Annotated in this window: 20 protein-coding genes, 2 tRNA genes and 1 other annotated feature; of the genes, 6 read left to right on the top strand and 16 right to left on the bottom strand. The window is 41.1% G+C overall.

Annotation, left to right across the window (positions count from 1 at the left end):
* Window positions 1-5: 5 nt before the first annotated feature.
* The 9 genes from FC90_RS07865 to FC90_RS07825 form a co-directional block, all read right to left on the bottom strand.
* Entirely contained in the window at window positions 6-764 is a 759-nt protein-coding gene (locus FC90_RS07865; protein WP_057908688.1) for an alpha/beta hydrolase, read from the bottom strand.
* A gap of 108 nt (window positions 765-872) precedes the next feature.
* Entirely contained in the window at window positions 873-1,109 is a 237-nt protein-coding gene (gene secG / locus FC90_RS07860; protein WP_057908687.1) for a preprotein translocase subunit SecG, read from the bottom strand.
* A 79-nt stretch (window positions 1,110-1,188) separates the two neighbouring features.
* Window positions 1,189-2,763 (bottom strand): ClC family H(+)/Cl(-) exchange transporter, encoded by a 1,575-nt coding sequence (locus FC90_RS07855; protein WP_057908686.1) that lies wholly within the window; start codon window positions 2,761-2,763, stop codon window positions 1,189-1,191.
* 92 nt (window positions 2,764-2,855) lie between these two features.
* Window positions 2,856-4,025, bottom strand: coding sequence for an ABC transporter permease (locus tag FC90_RS07850; RefSeq protein WP_057908685.1), 1,170 nt, complete (start codon window positions 4,023-4,025; stop codon window positions 2,856-2,858).
* A gap of 18 nt (window positions 4,026-4,043) precedes the next feature.
* Complete coding sequence (locus FC90_RS07845; RefSeq protein WP_057908684.1) at window positions 4,044-4,934, bottom strand: ATP-binding cassette domain-containing protein; 891 nt, start codon at window positions 4,932-4,934, stop codon at window positions 4,044-4,046.
* Window positions 4,921-5,307 (bottom strand): GntR family transcriptional regulator, encoded by a 387-nt coding sequence (locus FC90_RS07840; protein ID WP_057908683.1) that lies wholly within the window; start codon window positions 5,305-5,307, stop codon window positions 4,921-4,923. The genes FC90_RS07845 and FC90_RS07840 overlap by 14 nt, the downstream gene beginning before the upstream one ends.
* Window positions 5,308-5,426: 119 nt before the next feature.
* A complete protein-coding gene (locus tag FC90_RS07835) occupies window positions 5,427-6,176 on the bottom strand; it encodes an alpha/beta fold hydrolase (RefSeq protein WP_057908682.1) in 750 nt (249 codons plus the stop codon).
* Window positions 6,177-6,395: 219 nt separating this feature from the next.
* A complete protein-coding gene (gene argS / locus FC90_RS07830; RefSeq protein WP_057908681.1) occupies window positions 6,396-8,087 on the bottom strand; it encodes an arginine--tRNA ligase in 1,692 nt (563 codons plus the stop codon).
* 380 nt (window positions 8,088-8,467) lie between these two features.
* A tRNA-Gly gene (locus tag FC90_RS07825) sits at window positions 8,468-8,538 on the bottom strand.
* 128 nt (window positions 8,539-8,666) lie between these two features.
* Here FC90_RS07825 and FC90_RS07820 point away from each other — a divergent pair.
* The 3 genes from FC90_RS07820 to FC90_RS07810 all read left to right on the top strand — a co-directional run bounded on the left by FC90_RS07820 (window position 8,667) and on the right by FC90_RS07810 (window position 11,684).
* Window positions 8,667-8,864 carry a hypothetical protein gene (locus FC90_RS07820; protein ID WP_057908680.1) on the top strand — a complete coding sequence of 66 codons (198 nt, stop codon included), beginning with the start codon at window positions 8,667-8,669 and terminating at the stop codon, window positions 8,862-8,864.
* Between the two features lie 181 nt (window positions 8,865-9,045).
* On the top strand, window positions 9,046-10,638 hold the full coding sequence (locus tag FC90_RS07815; RefSeq protein WP_057908679.1) for an APC family permease: 1,593 nt from the start codon (window positions 9,046-9,048) through the stop codon (window positions 10,636-10,638).
* A gap of 107 nt (window positions 10,639-10,745) precedes the next feature.
* On the top strand, window positions 10,746-11,684 hold the full coding sequence (locus FC90_RS07810; RefSeq protein ID WP_057908678.1) for an alpha/beta fold hydrolase: 939 nt from the start codon (window positions 10,746-10,748) through the stop codon (window positions 11,682-11,684).
* Here the strand turns inward: FC90_RS07810 and FC90_RS07805 are convergent.
* Both FC90_RS07805 and FC90_RS07800 read right to left on the bottom strand, forming a co-directional pair.
* Window positions 11,638-12,426, bottom strand: a complete 789-nt coding sequence (locus FC90_RS07805; RefSeq protein WP_057908677.1) for a Cof-type HAD-IIB family hydrolase — start codon at window positions 12,424-12,426, stop codon at window positions 11,638-11,640. The two genes, FC90_RS07810 and FC90_RS07805, sit on opposite strands and share 47 nt — an antisense overlap.
* Before the next feature lie 851 nt (window positions 12,427-13,277).
* Window positions 13,278-13,361, bottom strand: a tRNA-Leu gene (locus FC90_RS07800).
* A gap of 100 nt (window positions 13,362-13,461) precedes the next feature.
* Between FC90_RS07800 and FC90_RS07795 the strand changes: the two genes are divergently transcribed.
* A complete protein-coding gene (locus FC90_RS07795; protein ID WP_057908676.1) occupies window positions 13,462-14,298 on the top strand; it encodes an NAD(P)H-hydrate dehydratase in 837 nt (278 codons plus the stop codon).
* A gap of 35 nt (window positions 14,299-14,333) precedes the next feature.
* Here the strand turns inward: FC90_RS07795 and FC90_RS07790 are convergent, their stop codons facing one another.
* From FC90_RS07790 to FC90_RS07775, 4 genes are all read right to left on the bottom strand, one after another.
* The gene (locus tag FC90_RS07790) at window positions 14,334-15,044 is read right to left on the bottom strand and encodes a pseudouridine synthase (protein WP_057908675.1); all 711 of its coding nucleotides are present in this window, start codon (window positions 15,042-15,044) and stop codon (window positions 14,334-14,336) included.
* Entirely contained in the window at window positions 15,041-16,678 is a 1,638-nt protein-coding gene (locus tag FC90_RS07785) for a putative polysaccharide biosynthesis protein (RefSeq protein ID WP_057908674.1), read from the bottom strand. The genes FC90_RS07790 and FC90_RS07785 overlap by 4 nt, the downstream gene beginning before the upstream one ends.
* 246 nt (window positions 16,679-16,924) lie before the next feature.
* Entirely contained in the window at window positions 16,925-19,348 is a 2,424-nt protein-coding gene (gene leuS, locus FC90_RS07780; protein ID WP_057908673.1) for a leucine--tRNA ligase, read from the bottom strand.
* Between the two features lie 105 nt (window positions 19,349-19,453).
* Window positions 19,454-19,662, bottom strand: a binding site (T-box leader).
* Between the two features lie 23 nt (window positions 19,663-19,685).
* The gene (locus FC90_RS07775) at window positions 19,686-21,629 is read right to left on the bottom strand and encodes a muramidase family protein (RefSeq protein WP_057908672.1); all 1,944 of its coding nucleotides are present in this window, start codon (window positions 21,627-21,629) and stop codon (window positions 19,686-19,688) included.
* 188 nt (window positions 21,630-21,817) lie between these two features.
* On the opposite strand from FC90_RS07775, the gene FC90_RS07770 reads away from it, so the two are divergent.
* Both FC90_RS07770 and mnmM read left to right on the top strand, forming a co-directional pair.
* The gene (locus FC90_RS07770) at window positions 21,818-22,456 is read left to right on the top strand and encodes a phosphatase PAP2 family protein (RefSeq protein ID WP_057908671.1); all 639 of its coding nucleotides are present in this window, start codon (window positions 21,818-21,820) and stop codon (window positions 22,454-22,456) included.
* A 3-nt stretch (window positions 22,457-22,459) separates the two neighbouring features.
* On the top strand, window positions 22,460-23,020 hold the full coding sequence (gene mnmM / locus FC90_RS07765; RefSeq protein ID WP_057908670.1) for a tRNA 5-(aminomethyl)-2-thiouridylate-methyltransferase MnmM: 561 nt from the start codon (window positions 22,460-22,462) through the stop codon (window positions 23,018-23,020).
* A gap of 46 nt (window positions 23,021-23,066) precedes the next feature.
* Here mnmM and FC90_RS07760 read toward each other — a convergent pair whose 3' ends face one another.
* Entirely contained in the window at window positions 23,067-23,702 is a 636-nt protein-coding gene (locus FC90_RS07760; protein WP_057908669.1) for a copper homeostasis protein CutC, read from the bottom strand.
* Window positions 23,703-23,734 lie beyond the last annotated feature (32 nt).

Below are 23,734 nucleotides of genomic sequence, written 5' to 3'. Positions count from 1 at the left end.
CTTTCTCATTTCTTAAAACGGTTTATAAATTTTAGGACATCAGTTTCTAATTGATGATGCTCACGATCAACCGTGAGTACATGCCCAGATTGTGGGTACCAATGGTAATCAACGGTAATGGATTGCTGTTCTAACTGTACTTGTAATGCTAATGCTTGTGCTGAATCAATCACTTGATCTTGTCCGCCTTGACCAATGAACACCGGTTTATCACCAATATGATCTAAGTTATCAGTCACAAGCTGACTAAAGGCCGCTATTTCGGCAAGCTGTTGTGGTAAATATTGCCTAATAGCCGCCAGGCGTGCTGTCTCATCTATTGGTGTAGTCGCCATTAGTTGCATTGTCCGACGTGCATATTGTAAAAAAAGAGGTATCAACTTGTCAGTCGGCCCTTCTAGTACTGGCGCACTAAAAATACCACCACCACAAATTTGCGGTAATTCTTCAAGCGCCCGCATCGCAAACAATCCCCCTAATGATAGTCCGAAAACAAATAAGGGTCGCTTATTGGCTGCTTGTAATTGCGCAATTGCCATCCTCGTATCAGTCCACCAAGCATCAACCGAACCAGTCGTTAAAATATCAGCTGGATCAGCCGTCGCATGTCCCATAAAGTGTGGTGCTCGCACAGCCAGTTTCTGTTTTTCCAAAAAGCGGCCTAGCATCCGTACATCATTTGCACTACCTGTATAGGCATGTAACAACACAACCCCGATTGAACCGCCGTCAAAATAAAACGGTTGTGGTAATCGATACGTCATGCCTCCACCTCCAGTGATTACAGCTTGAATTCATTTAAAAAGGTCTCCTGCCATTCAACAGGAGACCGCATCAAAGTTCTTATTAGAATTCGACCCGTCCCGCATATTTTAGTGCGATGATAAATACACTAACGCTAATGCAAAGACGAAGAATAAGGTTCCTAAGACAACTGTCACTTTCTGCATGAAAGCTTCAAAGCCTCTAGCCTTTTGCTTGCCAAATAAATCACCAGAACCGCCTGATAATGCACTTAGCGCGTCCTGTTGTTTACTTGGTTGCATCATGACTGCGATTACAATCAAGATTGAATCGATTAATAATAAGTTCAGGATAAGATTTTCCAACCTAGTTCCCTACCTTTCTATCTACACTGTCTTTTAATACTTTAGCATAAAAAGTAACTGATAACCACTTTTTTATCGATTATTTTACGAGATTGTCGTCCACATTTTTTAACGCTTGGGCTGCAGCCTCAATTTGACGTCGGACGGTCGCACGGAGCTGATGATCCGTTAAAATAATCAGCGCATCGCCAGCCCGAATGACTGTATCACCATGTGGGATCAGTTCAGTTTCGCCACGCACAATGGCAATCAATAAACAGGTTTTGGGCCAGGCAACTTCACGAACTTGACGATCTTCAAGCGGCGCACCGGCAAAAACTGGTACTTCTAATCGATCGGAAAATGTTGCTAATTGGCGATGTGGTTTGTCAAGCAACCGTTGTAGTAAAGATGCATAAATTGGAGCACCCCCCATTAAATCAACGACGATATAGGCCACCAACGATAAAATCGCTAATGGCATCAAATGAACCAGTGAGCCGACCATTTCAGTCACTAATAAAATGGCCGTAAATGGTGCCTTACCGATTCCAGCAAAGTACCCGCCCATCGCAAAAATAATTAGATTAGGGACATAAACCGGTGCTAACCAGCCAAGTTGAACCATCACAAGTCCGTAAAGGGCCCCAATTAAAGCACCGAGTGATAAGATGGGCAGAAAAATCCCACCTGGTAGACCCGAACCATATGAAACCATTGAAAATATAAATCGTAATAAGAATAAACCAACAACCACACTAATCGTCGGCAGATTTTGGCCAAGGTGTGCAATCAAGCCGTTGCCGCCACCTAAAATCTCAGGCCAAAAATAACCAATTGGTAAAACACATAACAATGGCACTAATCCGGTATACGCTTTTGGTAGTGAGACCTTTGCATAAAGTTGCGGTAACCATAATAATACCTTTTGATAGGCATATCCCAGTAATCCTAATATCACACCAAGGACCAACAAATGCCAATATTGATTAATTGGCAAATTCTGCGAATAAGTAATATGTAACGTTGGCGCCAAGCCAAAGAAATCCAATGAAATAAAGTTAGCGGCAATTGCACTGGCTAGTGAGGTAATCCAGACCAATGGTGAAAAATTATGATAAATTTCTTCCAATACGAAAAACGTACCAGCAATTGGGGCATTAAATGCAGCCGACAAGCCAGCTGCGGCCCCGCTAGCGATTAAGATCCGGCGATCGGCCCCGCGATTTTTAAACTTAGCGGCGACCCCTTGACCAACCGCAGCGCCCAGTTGAATCGACGGACCTTCTCGACCTAAGAATAAGCCCGGTACAATGCTTAAAATCCCACCGATAAATTTACGCCACAAGATCGACCACCAATTAAAATCAAACTCACCTTCTAATTGGCCTTCAACTTGGGGAATCCCGGAACCACTAATATTAGGTTCTTTTTTTAATAGCTGCGCCACCAACAGCCCAATCACCAAGTTAGTAATAATCAATAGTCCCCAATACCATGGATGCGCATTTAATCCCTGATAAAGCGTGATGACAAAGGCCAAACCTTTTTCAATTGCTAAGCGAAATAAGCTAACTACTAATCCGGTGAATATCCCCACTAATAATCCTTTCCCCACAAAGCGAAAACGCGTTTTATTAAACTGACTGGCACGTCTAAGTCGTCCATTTTCCACGTTTACCTAACCTCCGTCTGATAATACTTTATATACAGCCTACCACGGAAATGATGATTATCAAATACTGAAATCATATAAAAAGCCGAGCATTATCGCTCAGCCTGCTTAAACAGTATTTTCTTTTTATTTTGCCATGGCCGCTCAGTAAACAACCAAGCAAAAATTCCAATCACCACCAGATTTCGTAATAATATCCATCCCAACATCGCTTTTTGATGATGCTGAATGAGTTCAATTGGTTGGCGACTAAAGAATCCATTCATGCCAAAAAGCCAAGCCAGATAAAAGGTGCTAACAAATGCAATTGGTTTTTTCAAGCTGCTAACTTGAACTAACTGATACTTATTTTCAAGCGATAATTGATTGTAAATCCAAGCACCGCACCATAATAACAGACAGATTGTCAAGCATAGTCCAATCATCAAACCAACTTGTTGATGGTTGTCGTAAAGCTGCTGATGATTATTTTCAAGCGATAAAAATTTACTTAATAACGTGCCATTGTCATTTTTACTAATCGAATATGCCATCGGACTGTCACTTGTCAAAAAGCGCCAAGTATCCCCAATATTGGTAATTGAATAGACAAACGACCACATAAAGCCTAAACCACCAATCATTAACGTTGACAATTCACCAATTACCAACCCAATTAATATCCCTATTGTATAGATGCCAATCATCAAGGCTAAGTTGCCGCTTTCAAGTTGCATCAAATTCATTAGATCAATCTGCGCATATGGTGCCTTAACCGCTAGTTCAACAATTAAATAATAGACTGCATGCCCGACAAGAAGACTCCCTACTAGTGTCCCAATTCCATAAAGTAATTTAGTCCAATAAATTTGGCGCCGAGACTCAGTTAAGCCAAATAAAAAGGTATCAAAATGTGTTCTGCGATCATTTGCAAAAGTCATCAACCCTGCACTATAGACGACGACTATCAGTACAACAATCATCATCGGATTGCTAGCAGGCCCACCAACCCCCGTTTTTTTAAAAAATTGATTATCTTCATTTTGATACGCTTTTAATGACTTAGTCCGTTTATCATCTGATGATTGTTGTAGATCATAATATTCAGGATGTTCCTTATACTTTTTGGTAAATAATTGCGAGTGATTGAAATCATATCCGTGTTGCCAATTATTCACGGCTCTTACACCAGCGATACTAAACAATCCGACAATCATTAACAATAGGACAACTAGTGATTTCCAATAACGTAAATTCATAATTCTAACTAATTGTTTTTGCACTGTGAACTACCCCTCTTTTTAAACGAAGACCTGATAGTCTTGTTCATTCGTTAAATTTGCTTCAAAAATATCTGCTAATGTAATCGGTAATGATTCGCATAGGACCGGATCTAAAGCCGCTATTTTGCCTGCCAATTCGTCTGTATAATCTGCGAAATAAACAACCATGACACGCCCTGAAATATTAAGTATTCTACCATCTGCCTTAAACAATGATGGTACTTGATTAGTCTTCAACACAATTTGCAGTTTGCGTGCATTTTGGCGAACAGTTTCCAATCGATAATCCTGAATAATATGTCTTTCTTTTAAGATTAATGTGCGATCGATTAACGGCTCTAACATCACTAGATTATGCGATGTAATTAATAGTGACCGTTGGTTTTCACTCACTTGATCCAGTAATAGCCGAATCACATTTTTACAAACGACCACATCTAATCCATCAAAAGGTTCATCCAACAATAAATATGGTGCGTGACTACTAATTGCCAAAATAATATTAAATAAACCACGCATTCCTTTAGAGAGCTGTTGGTATTGTTGATTATCCATCAGATAATATTCTGCTAATAACGCCATCATCTGTGACATGTCAAATTGTGGATATGCTGCTTCATAGAACTGGCCAATTTGGTTTAACGATAAATTCTTGAAGAATAAGTGGTCCTCATCAAGATAAAAAATCTGAGTTTTCAATGCTAGATTCGTTTCGATCGATTCACCGTTAATTAAAATTTGACCATCATCTAATAAATAATGACTCGCAATGCATTTCAATAAAGTCGATTTGCCAGCGCCATTCCGTCCAACCAAGCCGATGATTTCACCCGGCGTTTGTTCAAAGGTAATGTCTTCTAGAATTGTTTGTTGTCCAATTTGCTTATTTAACTGATTAATCGTTAGCATTTACTTGACCCCTTCCATACTGCTCAGTAATCCATGTTGTTAATTCTGTTTTATCGACTGATAAATAACGTGCTTCTAAAACTAAATCTTGGATTTTATGTTTGATTTGCGCAATTTTCACATCGTCTCTAACAGTCGCTTGTTGTTCGGCAATGTAAGTCCCGCGGCCCTTAACTGTCATAATCACACCTTGCATTTCCAACATCTTGTAGGCCTTACTAACTGTATTGGGATTCATCAATAATTGCCGTGCCATTTCACGCACCGATGCAATTCGTTCACCGGGTTGCAAAATTCCTTGTAACACTTGCGCTTTAATTAATAACACAATTTGTTCGTAGTACGGTTTTGCACTACTCTTATCAATCATCATTGCCGTGCACCTCCTTAATATCCACTAGGTGTATTACACTGTATTATTATACGTAGTACACACAAGAAGTCAAGCTAATTTGACCAATAAAAAAAGACAATCGCCGCCGGTTGTCTTTGTTATAAATTCGATTTGAAAAAAGCAGTGATGGTATTCATTAATGCTGGTTTCACCAGATGCCGTTCACCATTTGCCGTTAAAAATGTTACGTTTTTAGCATAAGTTTGATCGTTAATCTGCCGTTCGAACATCGCCACTTGTTCGTACGGTATACGTTCGTCCGCTGTACCATGCCAGAATAAAACAGGCCGTTCTGCAATCGCACGCGGTTGTTCGGTTAAATCGTAGGCCGTTAGCCAACTTGTCAACAAGCCTAAATCATCGGGTTGCGCTAACTGATGCACCTGGACATTTTCACGGACCAATCGTGCATATGCTAGCGGTGCTGGCGTGCCCATAATACATGCGGCTGCTTTGATTTCTGGATGCTTAGTTAATAATGCCGCCGTTGTCATCCCGCCCATTGAAACCCCACCGACACCAATCCGACCGGCTTGAATCAGATTGAGTTGTCGCCAGTAATCGATGATTAAACTAAACTCGGCAAGATTAGTTTGAATGCTTTGCCAAAAAGTCCATGAAGGAACTTCCGAAACAGGTTGTAGCCGTTCACCGTGGTTGAGAGCATCCGGTAAAATAACCCGCATACCTGCTGCAGCTAGTTTACGAGCTTGTGTCAAAACTAGTTCTTTGGCCGAACGCCAACCATGATAATAAACCACTAGCGGCAGTGGCTGGTGCCGATCTGCATCTCCGACAACTTCTAAAACAGGAATTCCTTTAATCTGTCGTTTTAACACTAATATCATCGCGCACCCTCCTCGTTGATTTCAAGATTACTATAACGGAAGTTACTGGTGTTGTCACCGAATTAGTATCTAGCATCATTAAAAAAACCACTAGATCGTTTGATCCGGTGGCTAAAATGTGGCTTTCAAAACTAGATTCTTGTGCTTAACGTTAGCCAAACAACAATATGCTGGCCATTAGGTTACCGATGTTAATTCTACTTCAAATACACACGCTATTTACATGGCCTTGGGCGCCTGTACACCTAGTAAGGCTAGTGAGGCTTCTAAGACTGCGCTGACACTCTTCACTAATGACAAGCGGGCATTTTTCTGGTCATCGTCTGCTAAAATCTTAGAATTTGCATAGTACTTGTTGAAAGCTTTTGCTAAACGCAATGCGTATTTCGCAATCACGGAAGGTTCATATTCTTGACTAGCCTTAATAATCATGTCAGGGAAGTTACTGAGCATCTTTAAAACATCCCAAGCATTGGCATCTGAAACGATTAAATCAGCATCCATTGTGACTTCTTGGTTTGCTTTACGCAAGATACTTTGGGCACGCGCATTGGTATATTGTACGTACGGGCCTGTTTCACCTTCGAAACGAACCACTTCTTCTAAGTCGAAATCGAAGTTATCTAAACGATCATTCTTTAAATCATGGAAAATAACGGCGCCAATCCCGACTTGTTTAGCAACTTCTTCACGGTTAGGTAAATCTGGATTCTTCGCTTCAATTTGAGCGCTAGCTAATTGCACAGCATCATTTAAAACTTCTTCTAACAGGATCACACGCCCACTCCGAGTTGATAATTTCTTACCACCTTGCGTAATTAAACCAAATGGAATGTGGCGAATTTCATCTGACCAATCATTACCCATTTCTTTTAAGACAGCCTTCATTTGGTTGAAATGTTCCCGTTGTTCGCCGCCAACAACGTATAATGATTGCACGAAATTGTACGTGTCATGCCGGTACATCGCAGCAGCTAAGTCACGTGTCATATAAAGCGTTGCACCATCTGATTTTTTGATCAAAGCTGGATTCAAGTTATAGTCACTCAAATCCACGATTTCAGCGCCACGACTTTCGTGTAAGAGACCCTTCGCTTCAAGTGCGTTGACCACACTGTCCATCTTATCGTTATAAAAGGCTTCACCATTAAACGAATCAAATTCGACCCCTAACATTGTATAAATTTTTTGGAATTCTTTCAGTGATTCGCTTCTGAACCATGACCAAAGTTGAGTCGCTTCTTCATCCCCAGCTTCTAATTTTCGAAACCATGCCCGTGCTTCGTCATCTAACTCGGGGTGTGCCACGTCCTCTTGATGGAACTTAACGTAGTATTTCAACAGGTTCGTGATCGGATCGGCTTTGACTGCTGCTTCACTCCCCCATTTTTTGTAGGCCACAATTAATTTTCCAAATTGGGTCCCCCAGTCGCCCAAATGATTGATTTTGATTGGGTTAAAGCCCACTTTTGTCATAATTTTGGCGATTGAATTTCCAATTACGGTTGAGCGTAAATGCCCCATTGAGATTGGTTTAGCAATATTAGGTGATGACATATCGATTGGCACGTTACCGCCTTTACCGAGATTACTTTGACCGTAATTAGCACCTTCTGTTAAGATCGTCGTGAGGATTTGATCACTAAAAACCGCCTTATCTAAGAAGAAGTTGATGTAGGGACCATTGGCAATAACCTTTTCAAAGCCAGACTGATCTATTTCTGCAACTAAGTCTTGAGCGATTTGCTGTGGTGCTTTCCGTAATGTTTTCGCTAAGATAAACGTTGGAAAAGCATAATCCCCTAAATCTGATGTTTTTGGCGTTTCAATGAGTTGTGCGACTTTATCTGCTGGTAAACTGTCCCCTAATACGCCCATCAAGGCAGTGGTTACTTGTTGTTTAAAATCCATGTTGATAGCCTCCTTAATATTTGTGAACAAAAAAAGTCCCTTTCAAATAAATGAAAGAGACGAGAATTCCCGCGGTACCACTCTGATTGATCAATCGATCCACTCAATAGTATGCAATTGTTCAACCAAAAGTGCGCCGCACCAACTTGATTACCCACCTTACACCATCTGTGGGCTCGCTATAAATCGCTGTTGCTGTTATTCTTTTGACTGTTTTAACTTAACAGTTAGTATAGCGAACTCAGCCGATTTTTTCAAGCATCATTATTTGTCAGCAACTCCTCACACTACGTAGATGATTATAATTAACCATGTGCCTAAAATAAAAAAGGATTAACCAAAGTTAATCCTTCCTAAACAAAAACAAATAGATAATTTGAAGCGAGTGACGGGAATCGGACCCGCGACGCAAGCTTGGGAAGCTTGAGTTTTACCACTAAACTACACTCGCATTACTCGACATAGTATACCATATTATTTCTGATTTGTGCATATTTTTTAAAAAAAATGATTAATCACTTAACAGATGCCGGGAGTATGCGGTATACTACAGGTATCAACTTGATGGGAGTCTTTTTAATGACCGATTCGCAAAATAGTATCCCTGCGTCAACTGATTTTCATTGTCCTGCTTGCCAAGTACCAATTGAATATGGCATCAAACGTTGTCCAGATTGCCAAACTGCGATTTATTATCGCGATATGGCGGAAACATTTTGGAACGAACGCAAGTTGAAGCTTTTCAAACAAACTGACGCTATTCAACGCGGAAAATAAGTTAATTTTAACCAGCAACTGTCACTTTCGCTAGTGACAGTTTTTTTTATTTGAAAATAATTAATTTAGAATCCGCTACCAGCATAATATTAATAGGCATCAGCCGCCTTTTAACTGTCGATTTTAATTTGAATCCTTTGAAAATGGTTGCTATAATGGCTCACCATAGTAGGAGGTCTTTATGATAGAGAAGAACAAAATGAGTTTATTTAACCTTGTAATGCTCGGTTTAAGTTCCATCATCGGTTCCGGTTGGCTGTTTGGCGCCTGGGAAGCAACTACTGTAGCAGGTCCAGCAGCCATCCTCTCTTGGATTGTTGGTGCGATTGTCATTGGTGCAATCGCCTTTAATTACATTGAACTCGGTACGATGTTTCCTGAAAGTGGCGGTATGAGTCATTATGCCCAATATAGTCATGGGTCATTACTCGGGTTTATCGCTGCTTGGGCTAATTGGGTATCCTTAGTTACAATCATCCCCATTGAAGCCGTTGCTGCTGTTCAATATATGAGCTCTTGGCCTTGGGCTTGGGCTAATTGGACGAACCATTTTATGCAGCACACTGAAATTTCTAATCGTGGTTTGCTAGTCGTCTTTGGATTCATCATTGCCTTCACCCTTTTAAATTTTTGGTCTGTTAAATTTTTGACCCGTTTTACTAGTTTTATTGCGATTTTCAAATTAGGTGTCCCATTACTGACAATCACCATGTTAGTTTCAACTGGCTTCCACACGGGTAATTTTGGTCATTCAATGGCCACCTTTATGCCGTATGGTTCTGCGAAAATTTTTGCGGCGACTTCTATTTCTGGAATTATTTTCTCTTACAATGCCTTTCAAACTGTCATTAATGTTGGTAGCGAAATTCGCGACTCTAAACGTAATATTGGACGTGGTATTGCCATTTCACTAGGAATTAGCATCATCATTTATCTCCTACTACAAATCACCTTTATTGGTTCTGTTTCTCCGACACTCCTAACTAAAGTTGGTTGGCACGGTCTGAACTTTCAATCACCATTTGCTGATTTAGCTATTCTTTTGGGCATTCATTGGTTGGCGGTCCTACTTTACCTGGATGCGTTTGTATCTCCATTTGGAACAGGCGTTTCATTCGTTGCTTCATGTGCACGGACTTTAGCAGCGCTCAAACAAAACAAGCACATGCCTGCTATTGTGGGCCGCATGAATAAAAAATATAATATTCCCCGGTTTGCCATGGTCATCAATGCCATCGTCAGTATGTTACTTGTGTCAATCTTTAGAAGTTGGGGCACATTGGCCAGCGTCATTTCAACGGCCACTTTAATTGCTTATCTAACCGGACCAGTGACGGTCATGTCATTACGCAAAATGGCGCCTGATATGCATCGACCAGTCCATTCACCGTGGATGAAGGTGATGTCTCCTTTGGCCTTTGTTTTAGCTAGTTTAGCAACTTACTGGGCAATGTGGCCAACAACCATTAAAGTTATCGGGGTCATCATGCTTGGATTACCATTTTATTTTTATTACGAATATCGAATTCACTGGGAAAATACCTGGGCACAGTTTAAGGGTAGTCTGTGGTTAATTGTTTATTTAGCCTTACTTTCACTGATTTCGTTTCTCGGGAGTCGTGAATTCAATGGTATTAATCTAATCCCCTATCCATTTGATTTTATTTTAATCAGCGGCTTAGCCCTTATTTTCTACTACTGGGGGATCATCAGCCGATTCTATTCAAAATACTTTTCGCGTGCCATGCGTATCAATGACGATGTTGAAAGTTAATTTTTATCAAAAAACGCCGAATGACAATTAAAAGTTGTTGGGCGTTTTTTGATATCATAAGCTTAATTCTGTTAAAATAAATCTATCTATATTAGGAGGCATTCCACATGCAAAAATTTACCGTCCAATCGACCGATCACGTCCATGCGCTTAACGTCGTCTTATGGCAGCCGACACAAGCCCCAATTGCTGTGATCCAAATTCTTACTGGGATGGCCGAATATATTGAACGCTATGCTGCGTTAGCTCAATTTTTAAACGATCATCGAATTGCTGTCATTGGTCATGATCATGTTGGTCAAGGTCATTCCGTTCAATCGGCCGACGAACTTGGCTATTTTGGACAACACGGATTACAAACTCTAACCAACGACTGCCGCTTAATTGGCCAGCTGACCCATGAAAAGTATCCAGAAATTCCGTTATTTGTCCTTGGACATTCAATGGGCTCAATGTTAGCCACCCAATACGTCAAGCAAACTGAGGTTCCAATAGCCGGAACCGTCTTAATTGGGGTCATTGATGTCCCTTTCATTCTCAAACCAGTCCTCCCAATCGTTAAACTAATTGGTATGGTTGCCGCTAAACGACCGGGAACATTGTGGAATAAGCTTGCTTTTGGCCTTTATTCGAAACGCTTTGATACCCAGCGTCCTTTTTCGTGGCTAAGCTATAATCAAGCCAACGTTGCGCATTACGAACAACATCCGCTATGCGGTTACGTCTTTTCAAACAACGGATTTGCCATGCTATTTAGTCTAACAGCGCTAACTACCCATGCTGACTGGCAATTTGCCTTGCAATCGCGACCGATTCTAGTCATGAGTGGGGCTGATGATCCAGCCGGGGGCTATGGTCACCGTGCCAAGCGCTTAATCAAACAATTTAAAAAGCACACTGTCAAAAAAGCAACGGTGTGCATTTTACCAAAAACAGCTCATGAACTTCTACTAGAAACAAATGCTAAACAACATTATCAATTTATCTACACCTGGTTACTTAAAGCAATTTCTGAATCTCCTTTAAGACACCATAGTTCTCATTAGTATCAGCACGGTAATTTGCATATTCTGCCATCTCGTCAGATGCATTTCCCATTAAATAGCTATACTTAACCGTCTGCAACATTTCTTTATCGTTATAAGTATCTCCAAAGGCCATCATTGCAGCCGGGGTAATGTGCAAATGATCTGCTAAGAGATTCATCGCATGACCTTTATTAATTCCTTGATTCATAATATCAATCCATTCAACTCCGGCCACCGTAACCGAAAAATCGGCAGCAAATTGCGGGGCAAAAATTGCATCATATTGTTTTTGACTATCTTTGCCCGGGAAATAAATTGTGAATTTATTGGCTTCCACCCGAACCTGGGTTAAATCTGGCACATACTTAATGTTTGTATAAAACTGCCGTAAAATTGCATCATAATTTTGATATTGTGTTTCAACGTAAGCTGCATCCATCCCGCAAATTACGCCAATTCCACCTGGTATTTGATTGACAAATTCAATCATCCGTTGATAGTCGACTAATGGTAGTAGGCTCTTAAACAAAGTCTGTCCTTGATAAGCAATTGTAGCACCATTATCACTAACATAAATCATCATATTAGCTAATTCCGGAAACATCTGTCTTAAGGTATACATTGGCCGACCGCTTGCAGCCGCAAACAGAATCCCTCTGCGATACAATTGACGAATTGTTGGCACAAAATTCGGTGGTAGCTGTCCATTTTCGGTTAATAACGTATGATCCATATCGGAAGCGATTAATTTAACTGTCATTCTTAATTCTCTCCTATTCTTATTACTCTAATAAATATAACGTTTCCACCAATCAACGGCAACCGTTCTCATTCAAATTATACTAAAAGAATTTAATCCACTGCTATCCGTCATCCAACAAGAAAAGAACGCCTCTAGTGTTTAATAACCACACTAAGGTACTCTATTTAATAATATATACGCCTTCGATGGCAGGGGAGCCTCACTACCGTTTGATAGATCACACCAGCTCGCTCTAATTCTGCCATGCCTGCATCGATCACAATTTCTTGATTAATTTCCACTCTATCCATATGCACTTTTACTCCGATTCCGAATAAGACAACTATATAAAATGATTAAAATTACTATCCATATTTGTTCCTTCATTTATATTTATTATTCGCGCAATAAAAGTCCCCCATTAACTATATATACGTTACCGCCCTCTATCTAACGTATTATCATATCAAATATTGCTTATTTTCGATATTTTTATTAGGTATATTTTAATAGCGTTTATATATTCACTTTAAACCTTTTTAATGACTTATCTTTGTAACACTAACATACGTTGTAACCCGATCTGACGCTTTTGTAACATTTGCGTTTTTATCTATATCGTTTTTCTATTAAATAGATAAAGAATTGAAAATATGCTGATTTCTAAAAGTCATCTTCAAACTTGTAACTGTTCATATTCAATATCTTCTCCATCACAAGCATAGTATTAGGCGTTAAATCACAAACAAATATTTGATACGATGCTTCAACTCCTATTGCTCGTATTCTGTTCTCACTCGCTTAGTTAATAAATTCGTCAGAAAAAAAGACCACCATCAAAATTGATAGTGGTCTTTTGCAATAAATAATGCCCGTGGCAGGATTCGAACCTGTACTTGGTTACCCAAACAGCGACCTGAACGCTGCGCGTCTGCCAGTTCCGCCACACGGGCGATTGTTTTACAAAACTATTATACCAGTGTTACGGAGCCCTGCCAATACCCCTTTATTAATATTTCGCTTATAATAGTGGTTAGTAAGGGAGGAATTCATATGCAAGTTATCACAGATTCAACCGTTCGCGCAGTCCTGAAAGAACGACCGGCCATCAGCCATAAGGGTGATTTCGGCCGGATCTTGATTATTGGTGGTAGTCAACAATATGGTGGTGCCGCAATAATGAGCGCTGCTGCGGCTGTTTATGCCGGTGCCGGATTAGTCTCTGTTGCCAGTGACTTAAGTATTCTGACAGCCTTACACACCCGCTTACCTGAAGCAATGTTTATTGATTATCACCAACCTTTCATGCAGTGGCGTGCCACTATTCACTCAGCCGATGTGCTTGTTGTCGGACCAGGTCTCGGACTTAGTTCATTTGCAGCACAATTACTCAATAACCTGTTACAAACCGTTCATCCGAAACAAACAGTCATCATTGATGGCTCGGCACTAACCCTAATTGGACGTGAGCATATACCATTACCAAACGCAAATATAATCTTAACTCCCCATCAAATGGAATGGACTCGCCTTAGCAACCTCCCAATTGATCAACAGACAGTTGCTGCTAATCAAGCCGCCCTCACCGCTTATCCCAATGCAATTCTCGTGCTTAAAAAGCATCATACAGCAGTTTATCAGCATCAACAGGTCCAAAAATTGACCATTGGTGGTCCCTCAATGGCAACTGGGGGCAGTGGTGATACACTAACCGGCATTATTGCTGCCTTCTGTGGCCAATTTGGGACCAACTATCAGACCATTTGTGCCGCCGTTTATACCCATAGCGCGATTGCCGATGAACTCGCCAAAACCCAATACGTTACGCTTCCCAGTCAAATCATTCAAGCCTTGCCCCACTATATGGCAAAAATCGCACACCAATCCTAAAAAACAGCAACCTTTTTAAAAAAAGTTGCTGTTTTTTAATTTGCTTTAAGTAATGTCACTTCTGTTTCTGTAAGTGCCCGGTATTGTCCTCGTTTTAAATCATCCGGCAATTCAAGTGGTCCCATCTTGATCCGTTCTAACGTCAAAACTTCCTTGCCAACCGCATGAAACATTCGTTTCACTTGGTGAAACTTACCTTCATGAATCTCAACCGTAATTTGGCTTTCTTGTTGAGCGATATCCACATTCAAAATGTCAAGCTGCGCCGGTTGTGCCTTAAAATCGCCCAACACAAGCCCCGCTTCAAACCGGGCTTGATCATCGGCCGTCACAACGCCGGCAATCGTCGCCCGATAAACCTTGCTGACATGCTTTTTTGGACTCAACAAAGCATGACTTAGAGCACCATTGTTCGTCAACAATAACAAACCAGTCGTGTCTTTATCTAATCGGCCAACTGGAAATAAATCATCCCGGCGATCAGCATCTTTTAACAAATCCAGTACCGTTTTCTGCGGATCAGTCGTCGCCGAAACCACCCCTGCTGGCTTATTCATCAACCAATAAAAATAGGTTTGATAACGCACTGGTTCATCGTCAACATAGACCATTGTCGCCGAGGCCACTTTGAACTTCGCATCCTTAACTACTGTCCCATCAACGCGCACACGTCCGGCTTTAAAAAGCGACTTCAATTCTTTACGTGACGCCACATTCATGTGGCTTAAAAAACGATCAATTCTCATTTGATTCTCAACTTTCTTCTAAAGCGATCTAAATTATTACCAATTACATAGTCGGCTAGGCGTGATTTGAGCACTAATACGGCGTAAACCGCCACCCCAAGGGCCACACTGATTATTAAAACTAAAACGCTCTGAAGACGACTATACGGATTAAAAATGAGGTATAACACCTTGACTGCCCCTGCCGTGACCAAATACATCACTAGTGAAAAGCCCAAGACGCCGATTAAACGCCGAATGGTCTTGCGTAATGCAAAGTGATAATAGCGATGCAGTGCTGCAATCATTAAAATCGAACTTGTCGCAAAGGCTAAGCCAGTCGATACTAACGGCCCGTATACCCGGAAGAAATAGATTGCTGGATATTGCGCCACGATTTTAACGATAAACCCGATGAATAAGTAAAATAATGCTAGGCGATTTTGGTAAAGTCCCTGAAGCACCGCCCCTAAAACTGTAAACAATCCCAACATAATCGAAATATAAGATGAAAATTGTAAAACGCTGATACCAAGTGTATCGTGTGCATAAAACAACGTATATAATGGTCCCGCAACGGCTGACATCCCAAAAGCCGCTGGAACCATTACCAAGTTAAATAGTTGTAATGTACTGCCGATTTGATGTTGCAGTTCTTTTTGATTGCCCCGCACATGTGCGGCGGACATTAATGGAATTGCCGTCACCGCCATTGCGGCTGCCAGTGAAACAGTAATTGAAATTAGCTTATTCGCATTGGCTGCAAATAAGGCATATAGGTTATACAACTGATGATCACTAGCAATCACGAAATCGTGCATCATCGGATTAAAAGTGTATTGATCGATGATATAGACCAAATTAACACTTGCATCAATCACGATAAATGGAATTGATTGACGCACAATCCCCTTTAATAAATCATTGGTTGACACCTCTAGTTTGTTGTTACTATTGGCCACTAACTCTGAAATCCGGCCACGTTGTTTTAGATAATAGAAAATCAATAATAACAAACCCGCAGCGGCGCCGATAAATGCAGCAAACGTTGCTTGTGTCACAGCATCCACGTAACTACCTTTTAGCACTTGCATAATCATGAAAGCCGACACAGTCATATACAGCACGCGCGCTGCTTGTTCGATAAATTGCGAAATCGCAGAAGGTGCCATTTCAGCATAGCCTTGAAAGAAACCGCGCATGATACTGAGTAATGGAATAATCAATAATGGCCAGCTCAATGAACGGAAAATCGGCACCATTCGTTGATCCCCAGCTGCTAACATTGGTGCCAATGCATAAAGCGCGAGTGCCGATAACACACCCATAATTAACATTAAACTCAACGACTTCCTGAAAAGGCGTTGACCAATCCCGTATTCATTCATTTCATTATACCGTGCAATTTGTTTCGATAACGCCCCTGGAATTCCGGCCGTCGATATGACTAAAAAAACACTATAAATTTGGTAACCACGGGCAAATAATGTATTGGCTTGTAGAAAATTTGCGCCAAACCAGATTGGCCATGGAATCACATAAACGGCGCCCAGAATCCGTGAAAAGATGCTCCCCGCAGTCATCCAAGCAGATCCGCGGAGCATCTTATTTTGTGAAGACTTACCTGTCGCCTTTGTTTCAGGTGAATTGGTCATTTCCCATAACTCCCTTATTAAACGTCAAAAAGCATCTTCCTACCATTTTAGTTGATTGGCCGAGGCCTTGCAATTCCTTTAACAAAACTTTATGAAAAAAGAGGGCTTTAACAAGCGTTTAGATTTAACATGACATTCCATATTTTAAATAAAAAAGCAGTTACTGTTTTCCAACAGTAACTGCTTGACCGAGCAAAATCACCAACTAGGTTAATCCTCAGAAAATAATTAACTTATTATGCACACTTAGTTTGCGACAATATTAACCAATTTATTCGGAATGGTAATCACTTTGCGGACTGTCTTATCTGCGATGAATTCGGCAACTTTTTCATTTGCTTTTGCCATCGTTTCTAACGCTTCCTTTGGTGTATCTTTGGCCACGGTTACTTTGGCCTTTAGCTTACCATTAACTTGGAAAATGACTTCCACTTCATTTGCAACCAAGGCTGCTGGGTCAAATGTTGGCCAGGCCGCATAACTGATTGAATCGCTATGGCCAAGCATTGCCCATAATTCTTCCATCATATGGGGGGCAATTGGAGCTAATAACTTCACGAAGCCTTCTGCGTATTCACGTGGCAATGTGTCAGCCTTATACGCATCGTTGATGAAGACCATCAATTGTGAAATCGCCACGTTAAAGTGCATGCTTTCGAAGTCTTCTGTAACCTTCTTAACCGTTTCGTTGTAGCTCTTCTTTAATTGATCGTTGTTGTCAGCAACAATCTTACTTGAAAGTTGGTCGTTTTCGTCCGTATCTTCTTCAGTATATAAACGCCATACCCGATCCAAGAATTTACGTGCACCAGCCAAGCCCTTTTCACTCCAAGAAATTGAAGCGTCTAATGGGCCCATAAACATTTCGTATAAGCGTAATGTGTCGGCACCAAAACGATCCACAACATCATCAGGGTTAACAACATTGCCTTTTGATTTGGACATTTTTTCGTGGTTATCGCCTAAAATCATTCCTTGGTTATATAAATGTTGGAATGGTTCTTTAGTTGGCACAACGCCGATATCATACAAGAACTTATGCCAGAAACGCACATATAATAAATGAAGAACAGCATGTTCTGCACCACCGATATACATGTCAACTGGTAACCAGTCTTTTAACTTGTCAAAGTCGGCCAATTTATCAGGGTTCTTAGGATCGATATAACGGAGATAATACCAAGAGCTCCCCGCCCATTGTGGCATTGTATTGGTTTCACGACGGCCTTTACGCCCATTTTCATCCGTCACGTTTAACCAGTCTGTTAAGTTGGCAAGTGGACTTTCACCTGTGCCGGAAGGCTTGATGTCACTTGTTAATGGTAATTTAAGTGGTAATTGATCTTCTGGAACGACTGATGTGGTGCCATCTTCCCAATGAATAATTGGAATTGGTTCACCCCAGTAGCGTTGCCGTGAAAACAACCAGTCGCGTAACTTGTAACTAACTTGTTCATGGCCAGCATTATGCGCCACTAACCATTCAATCATCTTGTCAATAGCCGCTTGTTTATCTAAGCCATTCAAGAAATCTGAATTAATCATCACACCCGGTTCTGTATGAACGGCTTCTTCAGGGTTACCACCAGCCACAACTGGTTTCAATGGTAAATCAAATTTCTTCGCAAATTCCCAATCACGCGGGTCATGGGCAGGGACAGCCATCACAGCACCTGTCCCGTATGAAGCGAGCACGTAATCTGAAATCCAGATCGGTAAACGTTCACCGTTCACTGGGTTAATCGCATAAGCACCAGTAAAGGCCCCCGTTTTATCCTTAGCCAAGTCAGTCCGTTCAAGATCACTTTTGTGTTCGATTTCTTTCAAGTAAGCATCAACCGCCGCTTTTTGTTCAGGCGTTGTGATGTCAGCCACTAATTTATGTTCTGGCGCCATCACGATGTAGCTGACACCAAACAGTGTGTCCGCACGGGTTGTGAAGACATCAATCTGGGCATCATGGTTTTCAACAGCAAATGAAACTTCGGCGCCTTTTGAACGCCCAATCCAGTTGCGTTGCATGTCTTTAACACTTTCGGGCCAATCAACAAGGTCTAAGTCGTCAATCAAACGATCAGCATAAGCCGTAATCTTCAACATCCATTGACGCATTGGTTTCCGATAAACAGGATACCCGCCACGTTCTGTTTTGCCGTCAATCACTTCTTCATTGGCCACAACTGTTCCTAAATCCGGGCTCCAGTTAACAGCAACTTCAGCTTCATAAGCCAAGCCTTTTTCATACATTTTTTCAAAAATCCATTGCGTCCATTTATAGAAATCCGGATCCGTTGTGTTGATTTCACGATCCCAATCGTATGAGAAACCAAGTGAATTGATTTGCCGTTTGAATGTATTGATGTTTTTTTGTGTAAAATCAGCAGGATTATTCCCAGTATCCAACGCATATTGTTCAGCAGGTAAGCCGAATGCATCCCAACCCATTGGGTGCAACACGTTGAAGCCTTGCATCCGTTTCATCCGGGCCAAGATATCAGTTGCCGTATAACCTTCAGGATGGCCAACGTGTAAGCCTTGACCTGACGGATATGGGAACATATCTAATGCATAGAAATTTTTCTTATTTTTATCTTCAGTTGTTTTGAACGATTTGTGTGATTGCCAGTAAGCTTGCCACTTTTGTTCAACTGCGCGATGATCGTAAGTCATATCAAACACTCCTTTTTTTAACGTGCTTTCAAAAGCATGGACACTTTTGACGCACTCTTCTTTAATTCACTTAACGCCAATAAAAAAGTCCTATAGTATTTTATACTATAGGACGAATTGACCGCGATGCCACCTAAGTTCTGTCCAATCTATATTGGACAACTCTCTGGCCTTAACGCGGCAGACGTTTCTATCTACGATTAGTTCAATAGAAAACTCAAAGGTGAGTTCATTATGTTAAACGACGTGTTCGCACTAACCACACGCTCTCTAAACGCTTAACGATAACTACTAATCCTTCTCAACGTTAAATAATTGTTCTTAGCATACCAAACTCTTACTTCAATTTCAAGACTTGGCCGACTAAGATTAAATCAGAATGTAAATTGTTCGCTGATTTTAATTGTGCGATACTGGTATTATTTTTTTGGGCGATTGACCAAAGACTATCACCTGATTTAACCGTATAAGTCTTCCCAGAATTCGTATTGGGCGTCGTAGGCGTTGTAGCGCCAGCCGTTAATTTTAAGACTTGCCCTGGGTAGATAAAGTTATTCTTAATATGATTAGCCTTGATTAATTGCGCCATCGAAATGCCATTACGGTTAGCAATTCCCCAGACAGAATCGCCGGCCTTAACCGTATAAGTCTTGCCAGAAGTTTGCCCTGGATTTGTACTGTTTGTATTATTATTGTTTGAATTACCAGTTGTTGCACCTTGGCTAACCACTAATTTTTGACCAGGATAGATAAAGTTGTTCCGGATATGATTCCACTGAACCAAGTCAGCCATTGAGATGCCGTAACGGTTTGAAATTGCCCAGACAGAATCCCCTGATTTAACCGTATAAGTCTTATTTGAGGTCTGATTACCGTTATTGCTGTTTGAATTATTGTTATTGTTATTTGTATTGCCAGTTGCGGTTTTTGAAACTGTTAGAACATCACCAGGGTGAATCATATTATTCTTGATGTTATTCCAACTAATTAAATCGTTCATTGAAATCCCATATTTGTTGGCAATCGCCCAAACAGAGTCGCCGGCTTTAACCGTATACTTTTCCCCATTACCAGGTTTAGGCGTGGGTGTTGGTGTCGGTTTCGTTGGTGTCTGATTATTATTCCCTGTAGCACTACTTGATACAATTAAGACTTGCCCAGGATAAATCAAATTGTTTTTAATATGGTTCCAACTGATTAAGTCACTCATTGAAACGCCATACTGGTTAGCAATTCCCCAGACAGAATCGCCGGCTTTAACCGTGTACTTCGTCCCATCTTGAGGAGCTGTAGGTGTGGTTGGGGCAACCGTCCCACCGTTACTCCCCGCATTAGCCCCTGGTGTATCATATTGAGTTAGATTATACTGTTGAATCAAACGGTTCAAACTTGCTGCATAATTCGTAGCCGTCGCATACCGCCCTTGCAAGTATTGCGTTGCTTGTTGATAACTACTTGTATAGCTCTTAAATGCCCCTTGATAATAAGGGGTCGTGCCAAATGATGTATTACGTAGAACATGTACGTAGTCTTGTAATGATTGGTAGTAGGAAGGATATTTTCGAAAGGCCGCTTGGATTTGATACATATTACCATGGCCGTCATCTTCCCAAGTCCACATATAGGCAGAATTGCCATTGTACGTGCCTTTAACCCCAAATAAATTATAGTTTGGTGCTTTCCCTAACGTACTGCTGCCAAAGCCTGATTCTAATGAAGCTTGTGCAATCATTACGGAAGCATACAAATCATTATCCCCAGCCAATTGCTGAGCTGAGCTAGCAATTGAGTTAATGAAATTTTGCGCACTAGTACTAGCAGCAGTCATCACAACTCCGGCTGTCGCCATGTTCGCACTCCTACTTTGCACACCAGAAATTGGCTGTGCTTGTGTTGGCGCTGGTTGCGGTGTGGCAACTTTATTTGCCTCGTTTTCAGTCACTTGTGGCTGAACCACTGGTTGTTGTGTAGCTTGTGCTTGGCTACTATTAACTGCCGAACTCGTTGTAGCCGTTTCTGCAACTGAGTGACTGTTGGCAGTGGTTGCATTTTCTGACTTGCTCGTCGCTGTATTTTGGGGATCAGTGTGTGAATTATCTAGAACATCTTCAGTGGTCGCTTTAGCACGGTTTGAAAAACTAGGTGCGATTGCGGAACCCATCAAAACTGTCGCACCAGCAAAAGTCGTTACATTTCGGACTTTCTTAATTCTAAATTCTCGTTTTTGTTTATGTAGACTAACTTTTTGTGCTGCAATTCGCTGTTTTCTAGTCTCTTTCAATCCTAACGCCTCCAGATTCTTCTTTAATACCCATTTAAGTTCATTTGTGTTCTATTATAATATTAATTAAGGGATAAAACAATCATATCGTATAACTACTTTTATTAATTGGCTTATCTGCATTAATATTGTATCATTTAGTCATTAAGCTTGTCTTTAATTCTAGCTTTTTGAAAGGATCTTTCGCAATGACTAAACGTTTTTCAGTAATCATGTTGCTTGTTGGTTTACTTGGTTTTTTACTTATTTTCTGGAGTGTCATTGACCAAGCATCTTGGGTCACCGCTTTTGATACTAGTACTCGCGACAGTATCCGCTCACTCTCATCGCCAACAATGGATATTCTAAGTATCATGATTACCACCATCGGTAACCCCCATAGCATCATAACGCTTACCATCTTCGTAACAATTGGCTTATTAATTATTAAGCAATGGTCAGCAGTTAGCTTTTTATTGATTAACATGGTGACTTTTTCAACTCTTAATCATCTAATCAAAATAGAGATTCAACGCCCACGGCCCCCTTTTCAGCATCTTGTCTATGCAGGCGGGTACAGTTTTCCTAGTGGCCATGCATCTGGGGCACTGCTCTTTTTTGGCAGTTTAAGTCTCTTAGCCTACTATTTGATTTCCAATCGTTTCTGGCAAAAGCTGATTAGTGGTGTTACTTTAATCTTAGCCCTATTAATTGGCCTAAGTCGAATTTACGTATCCGTCCATTACCCTAGTGATGTATTAGCGGGGTTTTTACTCGCAACGGCTGGTCTTGGCGCTTCATGGTATTTTTTCATCCAATTTAAATTACTGCATCCTAAGGAGTCCTGATACATGATAATTGAGCATCCTACTGAAATCGCACACTTTTTATTAGATCGTGCCATCCGACCGGGCGATGTCGTCATCGATGCCACCGTTGGTTATGGTGACGATACTTTATTTCTAGCCGAGCACGTCGCTGATTTCGGTCACGTCTATGGTTTTGAAATCCAAAAAAAAGCTATTGACAGCTGCGCCGATCGACTAACAAAAGCTAATCAGGCTAATCAAGTGACCTTGCTCAATCAAGGACACGAACGCATCATCACTGCCTTACCACCAGATTTAAAGGTGCAAGCCGCTATTTTCAGTTTAGGCGCACTCGCCCCTAATTCCTTCGAGCATATTACCTTACCCAACACGACGATTTCGGCCTATCATCAAATTTTATCCCGCCTCAATCGCGGTGGTTTGATTGTTTTTGTCATCAATCCGCAATTCAATGAAACCCAAGAAGAAATTGACTATTTACTGGCTGATTTAAGCCGTCTAGATGCTAATAACTATCAAGTTAGTCACTTTAAAGATGTCAATACCAACCATGGACAAGTCCTCGCAATTGAAAAAATATAATCGTCAAAAAAGCCCGGTCATCAATGACGACCGGGCTTTTGCATTCTTACAAAGTACCAACAATTTTGGTTCCATGGGCTTCAGAAACCTGTAACCGAGTTGTGAGCGCATCAACGTTATCAGTTGTAATGCCCCCACCAGGTAAAATTACAATGCGCCCAGCTGCAGCTTCAATCAACGTTTTTAAGCGGGTTTCATCAATTGGCTGATCTAATGGCCCACCATGCGTTAGAATTCGTTTAACATCATGGTCAATTAGCCACTCCATGGCACCATTCTGTTGGTTGATCGGTATCGCATCAAAGGCCATATGAAACACGATTTGCATCCCATTAGCAGCACCCATCAACATTTCCATCGCTTCTGCATCAATTTGATTATCCGCTGTTAAACAGCCCAGGACAATTCCATCAGCACCTAATTCCTGCGCTGAAAAAATATCAGCTTCCATAATTTTTAATTCTTGATCATTATAAACGAAATTGCCTCCACGTGGGCGAATCATAACCATCACTGCAACATTATGTTCATGGGCATAGTGGATAGATTCGGCCATTACCCCACGGCTGACCGTGGTGCCACCAACAGCTAAGTTATCGTTTAACTCAATTCTTTTGGCGCCATTACGTATGGCTGCTGGGATCTTAGTAAAATTTTCTACGCACACTTCTTTGATTAACATGACAACATCCTCCATTTTTTAGTTGACTACAC

The sequence above is a fragment of the Latilactobacillus graminis DSM 20719 genome, assembly GCF_001436415.1.
GTDB lineage: Bacteria > Bacillota > Bacilli > Lactobacillales > Lactobacillaceae > Latilactobacillus > Latilactobacillus graminis.
Note: the sequence above shows the minus strand (reverse complement) of the source record. Positions and strands in the feature narration are given on the sequence as shown.